Annotated in this window: 14 protein-coding genes; 8 read left to right on the top strand and 6 right to left on the bottom strand. The window is 40.3% G+C overall.

The window, feature by feature from the left end; all coding sequences use genetic code 11:
- Positions 1–43: 43 nt before the first annotated feature.
- The 8 genes from EFD62_RS12085 to EFD62_RS12050 are packed head-to-tail and all read left to right on the top strand — an operon-like array spanning position 44 to position 8,107.
- Positions 44–1,612, top strand: a complete 1,569-nt coding sequence (locus tag EFD62_RS12085) for a bifunctional metallophosphatase/5'-nucleotidase (RefSeq protein WP_128706203.1) — start codon at positions 44–46, stop codon at positions 1,610–1,612.
- A 37-nt stretch (positions 1,613–1,649) separates the two neighbouring features.
- On the top strand, positions 1,650–1,919 hold the full coding sequence (locus EFD62_RS12080) for an acyl carrier protein (RefSeq protein ID WP_069195283.1): 270 nt from the start codon (positions 1,650–1,652) through the stop codon (positions 1,917–1,919).
- Between the two features lies 1 nt (position 1,920).
- Positions 1,921–3,081, top strand: coding sequence for a nucleotidyltransferase domain-containing protein (locus EFD62_RS12075; protein WP_069195284.1), 1,161 nt, complete (start codon positions 1,921–1,923; stop codon positions 3,079–3,081).
- An 18-nt stretch (positions 3,082–3,099) separates the two neighbouring features.
- A complete protein-coding gene (locus tag EFD62_RS12070) occupies positions 3,100–3,822 on the top strand; it encodes a dTMP kinase (protein ID WP_069195285.1) in 723 nt (240 codons plus the stop codon).
- On the top strand, positions 3,788–4,078 hold the full coding sequence (locus EFD62_RS12065; protein ID WP_069195286.1) for an acyl carrier protein: 291 nt from the start codon (positions 3,788–3,790) through the stop codon (positions 4,076–4,078). The genes EFD62_RS12070 and EFD62_RS12065 overlap by 35 nt, the downstream gene beginning before the upstream one ends.
- Positions 4,062–5,456, top strand: coding sequence for an ATP-grasp domain-containing protein (locus EFD62_RS12060; protein WP_069195287.1), 1,395 nt, complete (start codon positions 4,062–4,064; stop codon positions 5,454–5,456). The genes EFD62_RS12065 and EFD62_RS12060 overlap by 17 nt, the downstream gene beginning before the upstream one ends.
- Entirely contained in the window at positions 5,419–6,543 is a 1,125-nt protein-coding gene (locus EFD62_RS12055; RefSeq protein ID WP_128706202.1) for a hypothetical protein, read from the top strand. The genes EFD62_RS12060 and EFD62_RS12055 overlap by 38 nt, the downstream gene beginning before the upstream one ends.
- A gap of 16 nt (positions 6,544–6,559) precedes the next feature.
- The gene (locus EFD62_RS12050; protein ID WP_128706201.1) at positions 6,560–8,107 is read left to right on the top strand and encodes an AMP-binding protein; all 1,548 of its coding nucleotides are present in this window, start codon (positions 6,560–6,562) and stop codon (positions 8,105–8,107) included.
- Between the two features lie 159 nt (positions 8,108–8,266).
- Here EFD62_RS12050 and EFD62_RS12045 read toward each other — a convergent pair whose 3' ends face one another.
- The 6 genes from EFD62_RS12045 to EFD62_RS12020 all read right to left on the bottom strand — a co-directional run bounded on the left by EFD62_RS12045 (position 8,267) and on the right by EFD62_RS12020 (position 22,688).
- Positions 8,267–11,101 (bottom strand): carbohydrate-binding protein, encoded by a 2,835-nt coding sequence (locus EFD62_RS12045; protein WP_128706200.1) that lies wholly within the window; start codon positions 11,099–11,101, stop codon positions 8,267–8,269.
- A gap of 61 nt (positions 11,102–11,162) precedes the next feature.
- Positions 11,163–13,322, bottom strand: coding sequence for a carbohydrate-binding protein (locus EFD62_RS12040; RefSeq protein WP_069195291.1), 2,160 nt, complete (start codon positions 13,320–13,322; stop codon positions 11,163–11,165).
- Positions 13,323–13,423: 101 nt separating this feature from the next.
- Complete coding sequence (locus EFD62_RS12035) at positions 13,424–14,938, bottom strand: carbohydrate-binding protein (RefSeq protein ID WP_128706199.1); 1,515 nt, start codon at positions 14,936–14,938, stop codon at positions 13,424–13,426.
- Positions 14,939–15,077: 139 nt separating this feature from the next.
- Positions 15,078–17,975 carry a carbohydrate-binding protein gene (locus EFD62_RS12030; RefSeq protein WP_128706198.1) on the bottom strand — a complete coding sequence of 966 codons (2,898 nt, stop codon included), beginning with the start codon at positions 17,973–17,975 and terminating at the stop codon, positions 15,078–15,080.
- A gap of 26 nt (positions 17,976–18,001) precedes the next feature.
- A complete protein-coding gene (locus EFD62_RS12025) occupies positions 18,002–19,612 on the bottom strand; it encodes a family 43 glycosylhydrolase (protein ID WP_128706197.1) in 1,611 nt (536 codons plus the stop codon).
- A gap of 28 nt (positions 19,613–19,640) precedes the next feature.
- Positions 19,641–22,688 (bottom strand): carbohydrate-binding protein, encoded by a 3,048-nt coding sequence (locus tag EFD62_RS12020; RefSeq protein WP_128706196.1) that lies wholly within the window; start codon positions 22,686–22,688, stop codon positions 19,641–19,643.
- Positions 22,689–22,794: the final 106 nt, after the last annotated feature.

Genomic DNA, 22,794 nt, shown 5'->3' with positions numbered 1-22,794 from the left:
GATCTTAAAAATACACTTATTTTGACTTATAGGAGGGAAACTTGTGAAGAAGTACACAAATATAATAATTCTTTGCGCTATTGTGTTAGTTTGTACAGGGGTTCTGATAAATTACTATATTGATTTTAATGATGTGTTTTATAATATCGGGTATTACGATGATAGTATTACCTTTGCCAATACCGCTGATGTTCATGGTCATATCGTTTTCGATGATGATGTTGGAGGTTATTATAGCCTTGATGATATAAGCAACATAATGGGTCTGCCCTTAATTAATTATTTTGTTCAGCAGGAAAGAGCAAAAGATGAAGACTTACTGCTGCTTGATACAGGCGATTTATTTCACGGAACCAATGAAGCAAATATTGAAAAAGGACAGGGTGTAGTAGAGATTGTAAATCAGATGGGCTACACAGCTATGGTGCCCGGAAACCATGATTTCAATTTTGGGGTTGACAGGCTTCTGGAAATAAAGTCCCAATTGAATTTTCCCGTCCTCTCATCCAATATCTATAAGGACAATGAGCATGTATTTGATGACTATTTAATAGTTGAAAAGGACGGCAAAAAAATAGGTCTTTTCGGACTTACCACTCCCTTTGCATTAAAATTCACAAACTCAAGAGACAATGGCGGTCTTACCATAGAAGATCCCGCAAAGGAAGCCAAAAGAGTATTGAAGGAGCTTGGAGACAAAGCAGATGTTGTTATATTGCTTTCACACCTTGGTGATGATGAAGATAAAAAGCTTGTCGATGAAGTGGATGGAATAGACCTTGTCCTATGCGGGCATTACCACAAACTTTATACTTCTGCTCAAAAGGTTAAAGACACATTTATTGTGTCGGGCGGTGCATGGACAACTCATGCCTGTATCGGAAAGATGTACTTTAAAGACGGTAAAATATCAAAGGTTTCATGGAAAACCAAATCTACAAAAGATAAATCCCTGGAAGATAAAAAGCTTGCGGATATAGCCAAAAAATATCACGACATTGCCCTAATAGATTCCCAAAAAATCGTTGGAAATGCGAAGGTTGAGTTAAACGGCAGAAGATCGCAGATGAGATCTAGCGAAACAAATCTCGGCAACTTGCTTACCGATGCAATGAGGTCCATTGGAAATGCGGATATTGCAATTATGAACGGCGGCGGTATACGGGAAAGCATCCCGGAAGGAGAAATTAATCTTTACAAGCTTGGGAAGGTACTTCCCTTTTCCAACTCTCTTTTGACAATTGAGTTGAAAGGTGAATTAATCTATAAAGCTATAGAAAGAGGTCTTTGGTCCTATCCTAGCGGTTCTAACGGTGCCTTTTTGCAAGTGTCCGGTATAAGCTATGTATTTGACGGCTCAAAGCCTGCCGGCCAAAGGCTGGTAGAGGTAACAAAGGACGGCAAGCCTTTGGAGAAAGATAAATTGTACAAAGTGGCAATAAATGATTACCTCTACAACGGAGGTGACTATTATGAGGAATTCAAAGATGCAAAGATTATAAGCTTCGGAGCATTACTAAAGGATGTTCTCACCCAATATATACAAGAGAAAAAGGAGGTGGCGCCGGAAGTGGAAGGCAGGATCACAGTTACCAATGAAAGATACAAGTAATAAGTATAAAAATAAAATCTAATAGGGGGAAAATGCAATGAATGAATTATCTATTAAATCAAAAGTACTCGAAATTTTAAAGGAAAACTCAGAAGTTGATCCGGGCAATATAACAGAGGTCTCAAGGATCAGAACCGATCTTGGTATTGATTCAATAAAGCTGGTGGATGTGGTTATGAGTATAGAAGATGTGTTTGGAGTGGATGTGGATATTGCTTCCCTTACTCCGGAAAACTTTTCAAATGCACAGCGTATAACCCAATATATTATAAAAAAGATGGAAAACACTGCGAAGGAGGTAGGATAAAATGCCACAAACTATTCATGAGCTTTCAAATGAAAGGAAACTTACAATTTTATGTTCTAAAGGAACTCTAAATGAAACAGATGTTGAAATGATAAAAAGTATCGTTTCAAATAGACTGGATTGGAAAGACATACTATATCAAGGCATCAATCACAGGACACTAAACATGATGTACTACCACTTTAAGAACCTCGGGCTTTTGGACAAAATTGAAAAGGAAATTATCAAAGTAATGAAAAATGAATGCAAGGTCTACGAGCTTCGAAACCAAACTTACTTTAATGAAATAAAAAATATTTTTGACCGGTTCAATGAAAATGGGATAAAAGCAGCTATTCTCAAGGGAAATTTTCTTGCAGCAAAAGTATATCCTTCAATTGAAACCAGAACCTTTAATGACCTTGATTTCCTGATAGATGTCAAGGATTCCGATAAGGTAGTCAGTGTATTGGAGGATGCAGGATATATACAGGGTGAGTTTAATGAATACAGCGGAGAAATAATCCCCGGTACCAAAAAGCAGAAACTTTTGTACAGGGCAGCAACCCACGAGCTTATGGAATGCCTCAAAAAGACTGATAATCCCTTTGTACCGGTGATCCGTGTGGATCTAAACTTTGAAGTTCTGTGGAAAGGAAATTGCCCGTATAAGATAGAAACCGCGGAGCTCCTTGAAAGGGCCATACCGGTTGATATAGGCGGAGCAACGACATATATTCTGGACAGAGAGGATTTCCTTATCCAGCTAGCGTGCCATTTATATAAGGAAGCTGCGCTTATAAACTGGATTAATGAGCTAAGAGACCTGAAAGTCTACAAGTTCGCCGATATAGCACTTTACATTGAGAAGTTTTCCGATGAAATCAATTGGAACAAACTTATAGATTTCTGCAGGGACAAAAAGTGCGAAAAAATACTTTACTATGCTTTCCATTTTGTAAACTTGATGTACGAAGATATTGTCCCTGAATATGTTATGAAGGCCTTAGAACCGGAGGATAAGGGGTATCTCGATGAATACGGAGTAGAAAAGGAAAAACCCTTCAAATGGAATTACGACTTCTTTACTCGAATATTTGAAAGCGACAGAATTCTTGAGGTTGACCAGGATGCGACTAAAATAAGATTTAAAGAAGCTAAAAAAGAATCCGGAATTATTTAAATTTGGCGGATATTTATCATGAATATTAATATATCCTCGAAAAGCAGGAGTAAAGGAGCTTTAATAGCATTTGAAGGAATAAGCGGTGCCGGTAAGAGCCATGTAATATGCGAAGTATACAATTTTTATAGAAATAGAAACCAGAAGGCAGCCATCGTCGAATGGAACTCGAACTCATTAATAAGAAAAATAATGAAGCTTTTCAATAAAGCAAATATACTGACAAAGGAGGTATATAGCTTTCTCCAGTGGATAAGTTTTCTTATAGACTATTTCACGGTAATACTTCCTTTGCTGAGAAAAGACTATTATGTTATTGCAGACCGGTATATTTATACCGGTCTGACCAGAGATATTGTAAATGGTGCAAAATTTAGACTGGGCCAGCTGATTTCTCTGTTCGTCAGGCAGCCGGACTATATTTACTTTATTGACACACCTCCTGATGTATGTCTCGAGAGAATTGAAAAAAGAGGAAAGCCCTTGTTTCACACCAACAAAAGAATACTAAGAAGCAAGCTGCTGCAAAACAGGACGTTATATTATCTAAAGAAATTGAGAAGGGAGTACATAAAGCTTTTTAAGGATCTAAAAGAGAAAGCAAATATAAAGATTATCTTTATGGATAACAGTAGTGTATTGGTTGAATCGAATATTGATGAAGTAAAAGTAAATAAACCGTTTTTCATGAAGGGAGGCAATATGTATGGAGAAGATTTTATCTTCAAAGCTAAGGTGTAGAGTAATGGATATCATTAAAGCAAATTCACAGTATGACATAGACAACATAAATGAAAGCCTAAATATAAGAACAGACCTTGGAATTGACTCGATTCAGATGATGAGTCTCGTAATGGATCTGGAAAAAGAATTTGAAATTGAAATCGAACCGGAACTATTGACTTATGAAAATTTCTCAACAGTGGAGCACATTATAAGAATTATTTTCACAAAAAAATTGTCGTTGAGTGAGGCTGAAAATGAAGAGAACCTTTGATTTACTTAAGTATCTTAACGAAGACAGGCACAGCCAAACTATAGTTTGGCTGTGCAATATCGGTGCAGAGAAATACTGGAATGAAACAAGCAAAGGCTTTACGGACCCCTATGAGGAAGGTATCGTTAACAGGATGGAGGAGGTAAATCTCCTTTTATGCAGGAAGCAGGATATAATGATCCTCAGGGAGTATCCGGACAAAGATTATTTGGAAATGCTAAAGAGATTCGGTTTTTCCATCCCCACCATACTTGTCCCTGAGAATTCGGATGAATTAACTCCTATATCCGAACTGGTACTTAGAGATAAAAAGCTTCAGGATAAGATCAGGGCTATATCTGAAAGTATGGAGAAGGCATATTTTATGCCCTTTGCTATCACTTGTCACGAGGAGCAAATAGCCAAAAACTGTAACCTTGAGATAATCGGTTCCCCTTCCTCTATCAATGCTCTGATAAATGATAAAATCAACAATCGTTGCCTAGCTGAAAAATTAGGCTTCAGAGTGTGCGAAGGAAAGGTTTGCGGTTCAATAGATGAAGTGAGAAAAGAATATTATCGACTGAGAGAAGAACCCTGCTGCTTTAATAAGGTAATTATTAAAGAACCCCATGGTGCCTCAGGTAAATGTTCTTACATTATTGAAGATGAAAGAAAACTGGAACCGGTATTAAAAATGATTGATAAATTATCAAGGCATAAGTCCGAAAGACGCTGGGTGGTCGAGGGATGGTATGATAAAAAGTCCGACGTTAATTACCAGTTGTATATATCTGATGAAGGTGAAGTAGATGTTTTTTCTATCACCCGTCAAATTCTAAGAGGTGTTGTTTATGAGGGTTCCCAATATCCTTCGGATTTTGACAATGCTGTAATTAATGAGTATATGAATTTTGGCAAGAAACTCGGCAAAGCCTTGTATGAAATGGGCTACAAAGGAATTGCAGGTGTTGACTCAATAATTACCGATGAAGGAATTATTCCTGTGGTAGAGATTAACGGAAGGCTTGTAGTGTCGACATATACTTCAATTTTAGCTCAAATAATGGGTGATGTAAAAACAAGGGTAAAGTATTACAATGTTGTGTCCGCAAACCTACTGAATTATAAATATATGTGTGAAATGCTCTCAAAGGAAGGATTATTATACGACAAGGATAAAAAAGAGGGTATTATCCTATGTACCTCAGGAACTCTTCCTCAAAAAAAGTTCTATGACAGCTCGAAATACATTGGCCGCATAATTGCATTAATTGTATCAAGCAAGTGGGAAACCGTGAAAAGTCTCATTTGTGCCCTTGACAAGCTGATTTTACATTGTTCGAAGGAGGATTTGGGTGATGAAGTCAAAACAGTTGGAAATAAAATTGCAGAATAATATTAACAATTACCTGTACAACTCTTATCTCTTATGTATTATTTTGGGAAATGAAAACTTTTATCCTTGGTTTTATGAGAATTATACGCAGATATTTTATAACGACAAAAAGCTAGGCAGATACAGCAATAAAGAAATATGGCTGGATTTTTACGGCGGATGGACTTCTGCTCAGAGTCACCTTGAATTCATCAAAATCCCCAGAAATTCTATAATTAATGTTGATATACTTACTTATATAAAGGACAAGATAGACAGTCATCAATATGTTTTTACTTTCTTGGATGAATACTATGTTAAGCCTAATTATATGAAAGCTGACTATCACTATGTGCATGATATTTTAATTTACGGTTATGACGATTCTAGTGAAGAACTATCGGTGATTGGATTTGACGATAACAGAATCTTTACATGCTATAAGATAGCCTACAAAACATTTGCCAGAGCCTTTGAAAATGGGTTGGCCCTTACAGAGGATAAAGAAGCCTGGGTTCAGGACAGATTATACGGAAGACTTTTTAGATTCCGGGAAAAAAGCGACCGGGTCTACAAATTTGACATAAATAAATTCTCCTGCGGCCTTCATGATTACATTTTTTCTATCAACTCGGCCTTAAAGGATTTCCCTGACAGGGATGCAAATAAAGAAATGGATTTCTTTGATATTTATTTTGATGATAAGAGTGTTTTCGGTATGAAAATCTATGATCATTTGCCGGAATATCTTGAAGATGTAATTAAATATAAAGTAAGGCTCTTCTATGCCGCATTCCATACTCTTTTTGAGCATAAAAAATGTATGAAGGACAGGCTGATTTATATCGCAAAAAACTTTAAAACAAATAATAAATTTGAAGAGCTGATCGATAAATATAATCATACCCTGACCGTATTTGATTCTATGAGGCTTGCAGCTTTGAAATACAATAAGTCCAACAAGGAGTCTATTATTAAAGATCTTATCAACACAATAAATATTGAAAAGGTATACGAAAAAGAGGTACTAAGTCAGGTATACGAAGAAATCTGCAGCCTTGTTGAATATAGTCCAGATTCATCTGAATTAAACACATGTCTTGTATAAATAGGAGGTCTTTTTTATGATATATACAGTATTTGATTTGTTAAAACAAGCTAGAGAAAACTATCCCGATAAAAAAGGAATAATTCAACTTCCCGGCAAAGAGATCTCTTACCTGGAAGTATATGAATCGGTATTAAAATTTTCAGCATATCTTAAAGCGATTGGAATAAAAAAGGGAGACAGGATAGGTATATACCTTCCCAACTGTATAGAGCATATTATAGCTATATTTGCAGCAGCCAAGATAGGAGCGGTCTTTGTTTCAATCAACATAAATTCCGTTGAAATGCAAATTGAACACATATTGAATAATTGCGGAATAAAATTGCTGATTCTGGATGCGTCCGATTATAACAAGGTAAGTAGAGGAGTAAGGAGCACTGACTTGAAGCATTTTATTACAACCGGGGATATTTGCCAAGGTGCGGACTCCTTTGAGGAAATACTTAATTCATATGCTTCGGATAATGAGATATGCACTGCCATAGATCAGGACCTTGCTTCCATTATCTACACCTCCGGTTCCACAGGTAAAGCAAAAGGCATAATGATTACCCATTCAAATCTTGTAATGGGTGCAAAAATCGTAAGTGATTATCTGAAAATAACAAAGGAAGAAAGAATTTTATCTGTTCTGCCATTCAATTTTGACTATGGATTAAACCAGCTTTTGAGCTCCTTTTTAAATTCATCGACCATCGTAATGAAATGGCCCTTTACTTTCTTCGAAATACCCTCAATTATTGAAAATTACAGTATAACAGGGCTTGCCGGAATACCGACTATATGGGTTCAGCTCATGCAGAATAGATATATTGAAAAGTTTAATTATAGAAGCTTAAGATATGTGACAAATTCCGGAGGTAAGATACCGGACAAATACGTTGATAAAATGCAAAGTATATTTAAAGATACTGAAATATTTTTAATGTATGGACTCACAGAAGGATTCCGCTGCACATACCTTGATCCTTCAGAGATTAATTCGAAAAAGAGTTCCATAGGCAAGGCAATCCCAAATACCGAAGTATTTGTAGTCAATGAAAATAATGAATTATGTAAACCTTTCGAGCACGGGGAGCTGGTATACCGAGGCCCCAATACTGCTCTTGGGTACTGGGGAGATGAAGAAGCAACAAGGAAGGTGTTCCGACCAAACCCATTCTCTCCGCCTCAATTGTTGAATTCAGAAAGAGTTGTTTATTCCGGCGATATTGTTTACAGCGACGAAGAGGGATATCTTTATTTTGTGGGCAGAAAAGGCGGAATGATAAAGAGCAAGGGATTTAGAATAAGCCCGACAGAAATTGAAGAAGTCCTTTACAAGCACCCGTCAATATTCGAGTGTGCCGTTGTAGGAGTTAAGGACAGCGAAATAGAGGAAAAAATAGTTGCATGTGTTAAAATCAAGGAGGGTCATACTTTTGATGAAAAGGATATCCGAAGCTTCTGTGCAGGAAAATTGCCTGTATACATGATGCCACAGGAATTTGTTGTTCGTGAAGAAATGCCCAAAACCTCTACCGGAAAGATTGATAGGGTGAGTTTATTGGCAGCATTGTAAATCTGAAATAATTTAAGGCTCTCAGTTTACTGGCAATGAGTACATAAGTCTCCTGAACGAAAATAAAATTAAAATATCAATTGACAGTAAATTGAGAGCCTTTTCTCTATTCATAGCTACTAGTTTAGAGCATATACTTTTTTAAGTTCGTAATTTGATTTAAAAAGTTGTTACAATACGAAGTATATATCTTTTTAATAAAGTAAAGTCAGTAGAAGTTACTTTGCCATCTTTGGTTACATCGGCATTTAAAAGGTTTTCTCCTGTAAGCTCTATTATACCTAGCAAATGCCTTTTTAACAGTTGAAGGTCTGTTGAGGTTATTTTTCCGTCGCCATTTAAATCACCCAAATGCTTATTATCATTTTCTTTACCCGCTGGCGTACCAAAAAACTGTATCTCTGCGACATTACCATTGCTGCCGTCCGGAGATAGATAACGGACATAACGGAAGCCAGTCGTATTGTCCACATCTATCGACGTTAATGCCCCAGCGCTAGGTTGCGAGGTAATGGTAAACAGCGTCACTGCATCGCTAAAATCTTCACTATTTGCCCCCTGAATAATTCCACCTACCATACGGTGCTCAAAGTTGGCACGCGGACTGTATTTGATCTGTGTAATGACATTTCTCACACCATCACCAAAGTCCAGACCCAACCAACAACCGTCTGATCTCGGACCGTCAAAGAACGTGTTCAAGTCGTTATCAAAAGCCTTGTGAATTGTATTGCCTACGTTATTCCACGATCCCTCGGTACCAATAACAGTACCTGTAAGTTTTGGGTATTGCAGCATCGCTTCTGCACTGTTGAGCGTTTCCTCTCCATTTCTTACTGCACTGACTACATAATAGTACTTAGTACCAATTGACACACTAGTGTCTGCATAGTTTGTCGATGTGATATTGGTGGCAATAGTTGTGTATGGGCCACCGCTTTTGACAGAACGCTTAACATTATAAGAGTTTGCACCTTCCGTAGCATTCCATTTCAAATTGGCCTCGTTACTAGAAGAATCAAGTATCGCGCTTAAACCCGTCGGGAATACAGGAGCAGAAGGTGGAAGTATAGCCCATTGCTGATTTGCACCTGCGTGTAAAGCCTTCCCCTCTATCTTGCTCAGGTCACTGTTTGATATTTGGAGGTTTGTGCCATCACCAACGAGCACAATTCTGTAGTAACCGTCACCAGTTGGTCTGATTATAAAACATGTACCCGAACCAGTTCCCCACCATCCTACGGTTCCAAATCCCATCCACCAGTTCCAATTCCAACCTCTACCTGCCGATGAGATTCTGTATTGTCCGCCACCAATGTGCTGAATTTTCCAGTGTTGTTCCGCAATTCCTTTGTAATCACTGGTTATAATACTATTGTTGCTGGTTACTTCCTGTAATGTTTTTGTGTTGGCACGGTTTAAAAATTTATAAGTTCCGTCGGGAATTGTTCCTGTTGATATTGGAGAAAGTTCAATCCAATTCAAATTGAATTCTCCGGACAAAGCATTGATGCGCAATTTTTGCAGGCCAGCTCCAAGAAATACCTGCCTTGTGGCTGTAGTCCAGGTTTGAAAATCTCCGGTAACAGGCAGCTCCCAAATCCCGGTCTTGTCTTGGTTTCCGAAACTAACTTGAACGCTACTCTCGCTTGTGCTTGCTACACGCAGCGAGAGGTCGTAATAGCCTGGATGCCGAACTCGTATGGTATATTCGAGCCATTCTCCATCAGAAATCCATCCGACATTGTAACCACCACCAATATCTGAAGTCTTCTCAATATCTACCTCTTCATCCGGGCGGTACTGTCCTCCGATATTCACTGAATCTGTATCATAATAGGAGATACCATTTCCTCCCCAATCAAAGTCTTCAGCTTCGATACGTGTTGTACCGGTCAAAAAGTTATTGACCCATGTTGTGGTTTCCCTAGCCAATCCCCCATTACCGTGCACACCGCGTGCCACTGGCCAGTTCCCGTAGTCAGGAGTCCACGAAAGTCCGGCATTTTCAACCAATGCTGAATAGTATTCCGGCTTTGTAACATCATCGGACACACCGATAGGAGGAACATATTGGAAAGTGAGCCAAGAGACTCCCAAGCGCTCCAACTCGTAGGTAAGTTCGACGTCAAATCCACCCCTTCCGCTTCCCCAAGCACCTGCAGCATATTCAGTCATAAAGCAGGGATAACCAGCTTTTAAAAGCTCCTCCACTGCGATGGTGGTTTCTTCCCAGCCCGCATATCCATGAAACGCCACAGCCTCGTTAGTCCACACTGCGTTTTCGTTGCCAAAAACCGCCCTGTTGAAAGCACGTATATCCTTCAAGGCTTCGGTTGCTCCTCCCTTGCCCCCAAACACCGCATAGGAAAAGAGTAATACTGGTGTTTCCGGTGCATGAGTACGGATAGTCTTATAAACATCAATTTCCATATCAACCGCACCGGGAGGATTCGCTGTCGGAGAAGAGTACGGCGGCCCCCATGCCACAGGCTCGTTATGTATTTCATACAATACATGCGTCTCTTTTGCATAACGAGGCGCATAGAAGTTCCAGAAATCCTTGGCCCATCTTGCATTATGATTCCCATTGTTGGCACCGTTACCTATGGTTATTACCAGGTAAAGACCGGAGTCCTTTGTCCTTTGCACTATTTTATCAATTTCATTAACTGCATATCCTGGGGATGTACTTCCTGCACCAGGATATTTGGGGTCAAAGCACTCCGCGTACAGGTGCACAGCATTGAATCCTAGTTCCTTAATTCTCTCAAGCTGGTCATTGGGAGCTGCCGCCGTCCATTCCGTAGAAACGAATGGACCGCGTAATGGCTGCCCATTGTCGCCTACAAATGTAGTCATAGCTTCATTGAGACGTGGCCGTCCGCGCTGAGGGCTTGCATTCACCTGGTTTGGAAAAAGTCCAAGTATGCTTACAACAATTGCAATAATTGATACAAATGCAACTGTTCTAAGTTTCATATTTGTTTTCATAGATTTAGAAACCTCCCTAATAATAAAGCTTAATTTTATTATAGCACATTTTTACTGTGCTCTAAAAAACCGTTATAATGCGAAGTATATATCTTTTTAATAAAGTAAAATCGGTAGAACTTACTTTGCTATCTTTGTTTACATCGGCATTTAAAAGGTTTTCTCCTGTAAGCTCTATTATACCAAGCAAATGCCTTTTTAACAGCTGAAGGTCTGTCGAGTTTATACTTCCGTCACCATTTAAATCACCCAAATACCCATCATTGTTTCCTTCAATAAAAGTAAACCAATTCAGATTAAACAAGTATCCACTACCACCAGTAAATTTTAAATAAAGATCATGGGTTCCTTTTACTTCGCTAACATCACAAGTCACAGTGCTCCATGTCTGCCAATCTCCTGTTCCAACTACAGGACATGTCCCTATCAATGGACCATTAATACTATCAAGCCTAAGCTCAATATTACCTCCGTCAGCTGCACTGGCAACTCTGGCCTGAAAGCTTTCTGCACCACTACCGAAATCAATGTTTTTGTAGACAACATAATCCCCATCCTCTATATAACCTATATTCTCTCCACCTTCCGAACATTTTTCGATCTGAATCCCCAAATGATTATTGTAGCTTTCCGCTTCAATTTTCGTAAAAGCCTGTCTCGGACTGGGAGTCGGTGTGGGTTGGGGAGTGTGATTATCACCAGGTATATCATTTAACCGAAACCAATCAACATCCATATACCCGGAGCTTCCATTAGGGTTAAAATTCATAATGGCATACTGTTCTCCCTGAAATGTTCCATATTGCCAATCAAAGCCCATAGTTATTGATGGTCCGAGCTGTTGCCAATCTCTGTTATCATCTTTCCAAAAGAACTTTGCCTGCTTATTTATGAAGTTCATTTCTATCCTAAAATACAAGATATCAGAAGTTATATTGTTTACAGTTGCCTTTACAACCTCCTCCTCTGTCATTATTATACGTTTAGGATTCCTAGTAACGGCTATATAACCCCGTGGATCACCCAGCATTCCCAATCCGCATATATCTCCGGGCTGCATACCACTACAATCAATTTTAATGGTGCCTGTACTAATGGGCCCCTGACCTTTTTGAGTCAAGCTGTTTCTGGCATTCCAAAAATCCTTCGCAGTGACAGCTTTTAATCTCAATGAAGATCCGGTTAATGACCATTTTGAATTATCCGGATTATGATTCCACATCCACTGAAGTCCTAAAGAATCGGAGTTGAATTCATCTGAAGCTGCTGGAACTTTTATGGGTTTATCCTGTATTGGTTTTGTATATTTCGATTCAACCTGACCTATGAATCCCGGCCTGCCGAATTTAGGCCAGCCATCCTGCCATGTAATAGGGCATATTCTGGTGGGGCGACCGATTGCACCGTCATCTTGGTGAAGATAGCCCCAGTAACTGCCGTCGGGCAAATCCACAATACCCCCCTGATGTCCCCCTTTTCCGGCAGTGCATAGGGTTATAGTTTCACCATAAGGGCCCCATACATTATTTGCCCTTGAACATACCAATCTTTGTGCCGGTACGGCGTTAAACAAATAATACCTTCCGTTGACTTTCGACAAATGTGCGCCTTCAACATTTTTATAAGAAAGAATTACTCGTGGTGATCCTACTGTGACACTTAAGTCGGAATTCAACTGCACCATTCTTATCTGGTTCTCCCAAGCTCCGCCATAAACTAGATAAGCAGAGCCGTCATCATCAATAAACAAGCAGGGATCAAAGTAACTGCCCCCAAGAAGATTGTAATTCCACGGACCAGCCACATCTTTGGCGTAATAAATACGGGTTCTTTCCCCATTGGGAGTAACCGCCACATAAAATGTTCCGTTCTTGTAGGCTATGGAAGGAGCATAGCAGCCATTGCCGTACTTTGTACCTCCCTCTAAGTTGTACGCTTTGTCACCGGTAAACGAGGATATGCAATGACCGGCAATTTCCCAGTTAACTAAATCTTCCGATTTTAAAATAACTAACCCAGGTACACCTACAAAGGTAGAGGAAGCCATATAAAAATAATTGTCAACCCTGATTATACTCGGGTCTGGGTAATCGGCATACAACGGTGGATTGTTAAACGTTCCGTCTCCGTTGTCAGATTGCCAGCCATAGACAAAAATGCTTTGTAAAAGTAGCATACATAATACCAATAGAATCGCAGTGGCTTTTTTTGTAAATAACATATTAAAAACCCCTCATAAAAATTTTCTTACTCGGCAAGCATTTCTATTAACGCATTTTATACCGAGCTTTGGATTGCAATTAATTTGTAAGCAATATCTTATTAAGGAAAAACGGATATAATACGCAGTATATATCTTTTTAATAAAGTACAGTCGCTAGAATTTACACTTCCGTCTCTATTTACATCTGCATTTAAAAGGCCTGTTCCTGTAAGCTGTCTTTGGCGGAGTATATGCATTTTTAGCAGCTGAAAGTCTGTCGAGTTTACTTTTCCGTCATTATTTACATCACCCAAAAGCTGATTAGGTGTTGGTGTTGGTGTTGGCGTCGGGTCTGAATCGGCTGGAGTGAACTTCCACCAGTTCATATTGATTAGATAACCGCTACCACCCGTAAATTTTAAATAGAGATCATGAGTTCCGCTTAAGCCGCTGACCTCGCATGTTGCATCAACCCATTCCTGCCAACCGCCAGTACCCACAACCGAACAGGTCCCTACTAAAGGACCGGTAATACTGTCAATCCTTATCTCGATTTTTCCTCCACTGGAAGCACTCGCTACCCTGGCCTGAAATTTTCCTGCTCCGTCACCGAAATCTATATTGGTATAAGCAACATAATCCCCATTCTCTATATAACCTATATTCTGTCCGCCTTCACTGCAGCTTTCATTCTGTATTCCCAACATGTTATTGAAGTCTTCCGCTTCGATACGTGTAAAAGCTGACCTTGGGGTCGGTGTCGGTGGTGGTGGCGCATTATAATCTGTAAATCCCGCCTGTTCTGCCATTTGGAGGAAATTCCACAAACCCGGTTTCCAAACACCAAAATCGTGTCCTCCTCCCGGGATAAGCCAATAGGTATGGTTAATATTATTGGCAGAGCAATATTCGTGTACCCTTTGACCGAATCCCAACAGATAATCACTGGTTCCACATGCGATGAAGAATAATTTCAACTTTTGCCTTGCAGCAGCCCCTCCATCAGGAAACAGCCTCTCATTGGAATAGGTATTGGGAGCCGAAGAAATAGGACCTATATAGGCAAATTTGTCCAGATTCGTCAAACCAATATTAAAGGATTGACCTCCTCCCATTGAAAGACCGGCAATTGCCCGATGTTCACGGTCTGTATAAACGGAATAGCGCGATTCCACATAGGGAATAAGGCAATTAATTAAATCCTTTGTAAAGTTTTCGTAACCGTCACTTATCCCCGTTCCCGCTGCGTTAGTGTTGGGTGTAACTATTATCAAAGGCTTGATTTTTCCCTCAGCAATTAGGTTATCCGCAATTATATTGGTTCTGCCGCCCCCTTCCCAGAACCAATCGTTTTCACTTCCCCCTATGCCATGCAATAGGTACAAAACGCTATACCTTTTATCGGTCGAGTATCCCGGTGGCAGATAAATTTTTGCGGGCCGAGTACTGTTTGTTGCTGTAGAATAATAACTAATATTAACAACCTGCCCCCTTGGGATACCATTCCTTACCTGGTCATATCCCGATGGCGGCATACTTGGCAGCGATGCTGCCGATGAAATGTTTACTGTGGTGCCTAAATGTGTTATAAGCACCAAGCAAATTAATAATACGCTAAAAGCTTTTCTTGACATGTTTTGCCTCCCCTTTTTATTTTTATTTTTTATTAAAATTTGTCTTAATGAAAATCAGTTCCATCAACATTTGGTTTCACTTCTTCCATTTCATAGTTATTTATCCGTGACATAATACTTTTTATGTTCAAAATATGACTTAAAACTTAGGTATAATGCGAAGTATATATCTTTTTATTATAGTAAAATCGCTCGAATTTACTTTGCCGTCTTTGTTTACATCCGCATTTAAAAGATTTTCTTCTGTAAGCAAAGTTATGCGGAGTAAATGCCTTTTTAATATCTGAAGATCTGTCGAGTTTACCTTTCCGTCACCATTTAAATCGCCCAAATACTCATCATTGTTTCCTTCGACAAAGGTAAACCAATTCAGATTAAGCAGGTAACCGTCGCCACCTGTAAATTTTAAATAAAGATCATGAATTCCCTTTAGCCCACTGACCTCGCACGTTGCATCAACCCACTCCTGCCAATTTCCGTTTCCTACAACAGTACAAGTCCCTACTAAAGGACCGGTAACACTGTCAATCCTCAGCTCTATATTGCCTCCATCGGTAGCGCTAGCTACTCTTGCATAAAAACTTGCTGCCCCGTTACCAAAATCAATATTCTTATAAACAACATAATCCCCGTTCTCAATATACCCTACATCCTCTCCGCCTTCGCTGCACTCTTCGGTTCGGACTCCCGATTGTCCGTTGTAGCTCTCTGCCTCAATCCGGGTAAAGGCCGATTGCGGTTCGGTAGACGGAGGATTGGCAGAACCGCTCACTCTCAATATTGCTTCCGATTCTCCGATTTTTACACCTTGTGAATTAAGTATGAATAACTTGTACGTTCCGGCAGTGTACGGAGCAATAATAGAAGTTGCATCTCCTGCCGCCTTGGTCATGGTAGCACCTTCAACAAAGCTTGTTGTCCCAGAAGGCGCAAACCATACTGTATTTGAAGGGTCCCCGCTGCTCCTTATATTTATAATTGACCCAGCTTCTGCAGCACAGCTTGCAGGAAATACATAATCCTGTGTTGGCAGCAAGCCCTCGGGCATGATTCTTCTATATTCCTCTTGAATCCCCGAATTCAAACACACATTATACTGCTGCAAAGGCCATACATTATCCGAAACGGCAACAGGAGGGTCAATTTTGCTGTTTGGAGGGTTTATTCCCATTTTGCTTACCGTTGCATAGGTCCTTAGGATTGTCAGATTGTGTTTTGCTCCAAAATCTTCGCAGTTGATGGTATATTTTACTCCCGGGTCAATATCCAGTACGTTGTCATTTTCAATTATATATGCAGTACCTTCATCGTTATGCAAGCCATAAGTGGGACCGTATACCGCCGGAGGAATACCCTTTATATAATTCTCGTTGATATTTGTACCCGGCATCTGACCTATAGTATATATTGCTCCGCTGTCATGAAGCCTAGATAAAGTATCAATAACCCTGTTGTTATTTATTGTGTTGTTTTTGCACGTAGTCGAGTCGGTAAAATTACACCATCCCCATCCCAAATGTATACCATTGTAGGCTGTCTTTTGAACATGGTTATAGGTTATTTCAAGACTGTCTACAAAGTACGCTGTTATGGCGGCACATCCCCCGAACCCCGGGACCATGCTTATGTCGTACAATACATTATTTGAAATGGTATTATTCTTACAAACACCTTCAACTCCAGAAGGATATTTTGCACGGTTTGCACGGTTTCCACCGTCTCCTATATAAACATGCTGCGGATGACCTACTGTTATCCCGCTTGATGTGATATCGGTAATATAGTTGCCGATGAGCTTGGAGTTTATAACATCGTTTACCATGGAAATCCCGTCGGCACCGCTATGCTTTACTACATTTTCAATAAAATCTATGGAATCACAATTCCTTAGATTGATCATTCCCGGTAATGTATCAACAAGATCATATTTGGTGTTGTGCCAATTATCGTTATAAAAGGCTATAAAAGCTTGTGAAGCCTGGCATGTTGATTTACCCCGTGAACCTCCAACATCTACAAGGTTATAATCGGTATGTGCAAAGGTGATGCCCTGGAAGGTTATATTTTTAACCCTGTTTGAAGTTGATGTTCCGGCAATCTCAATGAGTTTTTCAACCACCGGTACCCAAACATCGGCAGTCTCCATATTTTCCCCCGGCCGTATATAGTAATAAAGGGTTTTTTCTGTCTTGTCAAAATAGAATTGTCCCGGATAATTTAGAAATTCAAAAGCATTATAAATTGTATGGGTGCCGGAAGCAGTAAAAGCCGCGCCCCACCCAGGGGTCTGTGCTATTGATCCATAAGGCTGTTGCAAAAGAAGCACCCTGTAACCATTGGCTGTAATTACGTCTCGGGTACAAACAATATTCTCATTCCATGTAGTACCGTTTACTATCTCAAGATCATCCTTGTTACGAGTAATTTCAGGTACTTCTGACAAATCGTACCTCACCCCATCACTCTTGCTGCCACTTGTCCATGCCCAAGGGGCTTGTCCGGCAGTAACGGAATAAGTTCCATGTCCTCCTCTGGCAGTTACCCTCTTGCTGGTCATCGAAGCCCTGGCATCATTTACATACAAGTTTCGCAATTTTGTCGAACGATTTAACTTTGCCTTGTATATATTGTCACTATGCCGCGTCCAACCTGTAACCTTTGTTGCACCGTTTAATACAGGCGTTTCTCCAGGATATGCCTTGTAATAAATCCTATATCCGTTTGTTCCCGAATCTTGAGGACCAAACGTAATTGTATCGGTAATATTATAGGTGCCACCCCGAAGATATACATAAATGTCTCCTGTCATATTACTATTAATGGTTCGAACTATGTCTCGAGCCTTGGTTATTGTCTTAAAGGGCGCATCTATAGTGCCTGGATTGCTGTCGCTTCCATTGGGTGATACATAATAGATCACCGGTTCCGCCGCGTTTACTGTATGTATGGATAATAATCCGGTTGAGAAAACGGATACCAAAAACAGTAAAACTATCACCCCTATTATATGCCTTTTAATTGCGATTCTAGATAACATAATTCCACTCCCAAACTAATTAATATTTAACCTTCAGGAAAAACAGTTATAATCCGTAATATATATCTTTTCATTAGAGTAAAGTCGGTAGAGCCTACTTTGCCATCCTTATTTACATCCGCATTTAAAAGGCTTGTTCCTGTAAGAAGGTTTATACGGAGTAAATGCCTTTTCAACAATTGAAGGTCTGTAGAGTTTATACTTCCATCACCGTTTAAGTCGCCCAAATGCTCATTAGGTGTTGGTGTTGGTGTGGCTGATGGTGTCGGGTCTGAATTAGCTGGACTGAACTTCCACCAGTTTATATTAAACAGGTAACCGCTACCACCCGTGAACTTCAGGTATAGATCGTGTATCCCGTTTGCACCGGAGACCTGACAAGATTGAGTCTTCCAAGTCTGCCATCCGCCAGTTCCTGTAACAGCACATGTTCCGACCAACTTTCCCGTCGGGCTGTCAAGACGAATTTCTATGTTTCCGCCATCAGTTGCCGATGCTACTCTCGCCTCAAAGGATACCGCACCGGAACCAAAATCCACACCCTTAACCTTTATGTAATCTCCATTTTCAATAAAGCCTACATCCATTCCACCTTCGCTGCATTTTTCCGTCTCAATCCCTGAGCTCCAGCAGATGGTTTCAGCTTCGTTTCTTATATATGGATTTAAAGTGCCTATCTGCGCAGGTCCTTCTTTAGTCATATTAATCTTAGGGATTGTTCCGTCGGGATTATATTCAAACTGTTCCACGCAAACAGAACGGTGGAAACCTCCTCCTCCCGGCAAAGCAGCATTGTGGTAAAAGAAGTAAGATTTTCCTTTGTAATCAATTATCCCGGGATGATTTGTGAAGCTGCCTCCCTGAGTCGGCATTATTACGCCGCGATAGGTCCACGGTCCGGTAGGACTTGTGCTTGTTGAATATGCAATATGTTCGGGTATAGGACCTGCTGCAAACACCATATAATATAAATTGTTACGCTTGTAAAACCACGGACCTTCCTCATATGAAGTCGCTCTATCGTCTTTACTTCGGGTCCCGAAGCCTGATGTGGTAAGAGGCACTTTGACAATACCCCCCGAATACGAAATCATGTCCGGATTTAGCTTCACATAGAAAAGATCCGGGTTTCCCCAATACAGGTAAGCCTGTCCGTCATCATCAACAAACACGGTAGGATCTATATCACCCCAACCTCGGTCTATCAATGGCTTTCCCAGGGCATCGACAAACGGACCTGTAGGGCTATCCGATACTGCAACTCCAATCGCCTCTCCGCCGCCTTTCTTTGCCAGAGGAACGTAAAAATAAAATTTACCGTTTCTTTCTACACATTGCCCGGCCCATGCTTTACCGCTTGACCAACTGAAGTCTGTGTAGGACAGCACAGAGCCATGATCGGTCCAGTTTACCATGTCTACCGATGAGTAGCACCTCCATTCATTCATCGTAAAGAAGTTATCTATAAGAACATCCTCGTCATGGGTGGTATACAGGTAACATCTCCCGTTATATACCATCGGAGCAGGGTCAGCAGTATAGATTGTTTGCACTATCGGATTGTCCGCAAAACATGATGAAATATTAAGAGTCATAATCAAAATACTTGACAACAGCATTAAAAAAATTTTTTTCATTTTTCAAAATCCCCCCTTAAAATTAGACTTAATTATCAAAAGAAGATATTAGCTTCAATATATATCTTTTCATTAAAGTATAATCGGTAGAATCTACTTTACCATCTTTGCTTACATCCGCATTTAAAAGGTTTGTTCCTGTAAGAAGGTTTATACGGAGTAAATGCCTTTTTAACAGCTGAAGGTCTGTCGAGTTTACTCTTCCATCACTATTTAAATCGCCCAAATACTCATTTCCACTTCCTTTATCAAACGTAAACCAGTTCAGATTAAATAGATAACCCTCGCCACCTGTAAATTTTAAATAAATGTCATGGATTCCCCTTAGCCCTGTAACCTCACATGTTGCATAATCCCATGACTGCCAATCTTCAGTGCCGGTAACCGGACAAGTACCCACTATAGGGCCATCAATACTACCAAGTCTAATCTCAATATTACCTCCGTTTGTAGCGCTGGCTACTCTGGCCTTAAAACTTGCCGCCCCGTTACCAAAATCAATAGCCTTATAGACAACAAAATCTCCGTTTTCAATATATCCTACATCCTCCCCGCCTTCACTGCATTCTTCAGTTTGGATTCCCGATTGAGCATCGTAACTTTCCGCTTCGATTTGTGTAAAAGCCGACCTTGGAACAGGAGTCGGTTCAGGCTCTCCTCCGGTTGTCTCAATAATCACTCTGTCGGATGCCAATCCGTTCGAGTTGGCTGTTACTATAATAGTCCCATTGGTTTTGGTCGCTTGGACTATCACAAGGCACTTGCCACTAAAAGCCTTACGGCTGTTTGCCTTGTAGGGTTCTAAGCTTGTAGGATCTCCATTGTCGACTCCGACAATCACTCCCGGTCCGGATATGGAGAAATTCACCGTATTGTTTGCCGTCGGGACAGGCACATCGTTGCTGTCTACAATATTGGTTTCTATATATACCAAATCCTTACCATCAGCAGTAATAGATGTTCTATCCGGTTTTAACTGAATTTTTGCGGGATTCCCGGCAGTAATAACCTCGTCATAAACCACTGTCCCGCCTTTGATTGCTTTGGCACGGAGGGTGCCCGGAACCCAAGGAACATTCCACGAAACGTGGCCGGCATTTCCCATACTCTTTATTCCAAGGGAAGTGCCATTTAAAAATAACTCCACCGAATCGCAGTTGCTATAAGCCCATACCTCTACATTAGTCCCGTTCGACCAGTTCCAATGGGGCAGGATATGCACCATTGGCTTGTTACTCCATTTGCTCTGATAGAAATAATAGATATCTTTAGGAAATCCGCATGTGTCAACGATTCCAAAATACGAGCTTTTAGCTGGCCACTTGTAAGGTGTTGGTTCACCTATATAGTCAAATCCGGTCCAAACAAATTCTCCAAACATGTAATCTCGCCTGTTGATTTCGTGATATGACGATTCTGCACTGTTACCCCAGGCAACCACGCTGTTGTCATAAGACGAGCACTGGTTGTCCTTGTCGGTCAGTATATTTTCATTGGTGGGAGTTTTATAGACACCCCGGCTTCTTACCGCCGAACTTGTTTCACTGCCAAACATTATCCATTCGGGATGCTCCTTGTGTCCTTGGTCATACATAAAGGGAAAATAATTGTATCCCACTAAATCAAGAACACTTGCAACCTTTTTATAAGTTTCATCCCCCATATTAATGGCAAAACAACCCCATGTAACTGGGCGGGTAGTATCAATTTCCTTCACCCAATTTTTTAGCTTAGTGGCAGTTTCAACAGTAGCCGAAGGAATCTCATTGCCTATACTCCACATAATAACCGAAGGATGGTTGCGGTCTCTTTTAACCATATCCTGAAGATCCCTCTTGGCCCAATCTTTAAAATACAGATGATAGTCATTGGCAGTCTTTCCGGTTTCCCAGCAATCAAAAGCTTCATCCATAACCATTAGGCCTAATCTATCGCATATTTCCAACACTTGAGGATCCGGAGGATTATGTGAGGTACGAATAGCATTGCAGCCCATATCTTTCATAATCTGAAGCTGTCTTTCAATGGCACGGTAGTTAACTGCTGCCCCTAAAGCTCCCAAGTCATGATGAAGGCATACCCCTTTCATTTTCATATTTACACCGTTCAGAGAAAATCCTGTTGTGTTGCTAAAATTAAAATAACGGAATCCCATGGTGGACTTATAGGTATCAACCACATTTCCATCGACAACTACCTGAGTTTGAACGGTATAAAGGTATGGAGAATCAGGAGACCATAAATTAGGATTGGATACTGTAAGGTTCTGGCTAAATGTATTGTCACTACCTGCCGGTATGTTAACTGCTGATGATATATCGGATGCAACTTGATCGCCATTTGAATCTATAATTGTAGTCTTCAGGGAAACTGTTTTGCTCGAGCTGCTCTCGTTTAGCACTTTCGTGCTGACGTTGGCTGTAGCTGAACTTCTGCTTACAGTCGGCGTTGTTACAAACATTCCGCAATAATCAACATGGACTGGGTTCAGTACTGTCAGCCATACGTTGCGATAAATCCCGCTTCCCGAATACCAACGGCTGTTGGGCTGGTTGTTGTTGAGTTTGACTGCGATTACGTTTTTGCCACCTATGTTAAGGTATGGAGTCAAGTCATATTCAAAAGAACTATATCCATATGGACGAATACCCAGAAATGCACCGTTTATCCATACTTGGCTGTTCATATAAGCCCCATCGAATACTATGGAAACTTTCTTACCGGAATAATTTTGAGGCACGGTAAAGGTTTTTCTGTACCATCCGATTCCTCCATCTAGGTAACCCCCGGAATCTCCTGCTGGAGACCATTGATTAAAGGAATTGAAAATACTCCAATCGTGAGGCAATGTGACATCCGACCACTTGCTGTCATCATAGCTAATGCTATGACCATTGTTTACATCACCTTTATTAAACTTCCAACCTTCGTTAAAGCTTTGACCTCTTAATCCGTTGTAAATATCGGTTCCTTTTAATTCTACGTAAGCAGCCATTACCGGATATTGCAATTTAGGAATGCCTACCAGAATTAATGATAATGCTAAGAGGATAGATAGAATTGCTCTCTTTTTCATATAATTCCCCCTTAAAAATAATTATTTATGGCAAATATTTAAAATTGTATTGATTTCGCTACAACTCTTCTAGGATGTATAAATGAAGAATTCGGAAATAATATAG

It is taken from the genome of Acetivibrio mesophilus (assembly GCF_004102745.1).
Taxonomy (GTDB): domain Bacteria; phylum Bacillota; class Clostridia; order Acetivibrionales; family Acetivibrionaceae; genus Hungateiclostridium; species Hungateiclostridium mesophilum.
Note: the sequence above shows the minus strand (reverse complement) of the source record. Positions and strands in the feature narration are given on the sequence as shown.

Coding starts and splice junctions, on each gene's coding strand:
- EFD62_RS12060 (WP_069195287.1), top strand. CDS start 4,062: ATGAAGAGAACCTTTGATTTACTTAAGTATCTTAACGAAGACAGGCAC.
- EFD62_RS12045 (WP_128706200.1), bottom strand. CDS start 11,101: ATGAAAACAAATATGAAACTTAGAACAGTTGCATTTGTATCAATTATT.
- EFD62_RS12055 (WP_128706202.1), top strand. CDS start 5,419: ATGAAGTCAAAACAGTTGGAAATAAAATTGCAGAATAATATTAACAAT.
- EFD62_RS12070 (WP_069195285.1), top strand. CDS start 3,100: ATGAATATTAATATATCCTCGAAAAGCAGGAGTAAAGGAGCTTTAATA.
- EFD62_RS12025 (WP_128706197.1), bottom strand. CDS start 19,612: ATGAAAAAAATTTTTTTAATGCTGTTGTCAAGTATTTTGATTATGACT.
- EFD62_RS12075 (WP_069195284.1), top strand. CDS start 1,921: ATGCCACAAACTATTCATGAGCTTTCAAATGAAAGGAAACTTACAATT.
- EFD62_RS12065 (WP_069195286.1), top strand. CDS start 3,788: ATGGAGAAGATTTTATCTTCAAAGCTAAGGTGTAGAGTAATGGATATC.
- EFD62_RS12035 (WP_128706199.1), bottom strand. CDS start 14,938: ATGTCAAGAAAAGCTTTTAGCGTATTATTAATTTGCTTGGTGCTTATA.
- EFD62_RS12030 (WP_128706198.1), bottom strand. CDS start 17,975: ATGTTATCTAGAATCGCAATTAAAAGGCATATAATAGGGGTGATAGTT.
- EFD62_RS12080 (WP_069195283.1), top strand. CDS start 1,650: ATGAATGAATTATCTATTAAATCAAAAGTACTCGAAATTTTAAAGGAA.
- EFD62_RS12050 (WP_128706201.1), top strand. CDS start 6,560: ATGATATATACAGTATTTGATTTGTTAAAACAAGCTAGAGAAAACTAT.
- EFD62_RS12040 (WP_069195291.1), bottom strand. CDS start 13,322: ATGTTATTTACAAAAAAAGCCACTGCGATTCTATTGGTATTATGTATG.
- EFD62_RS12020 (WP_128706196.1), bottom strand. CDS start 22,688: ATGAAAAAGAGAGCAATTCTATCTATCCTCTTAGCATTATCATTAATT.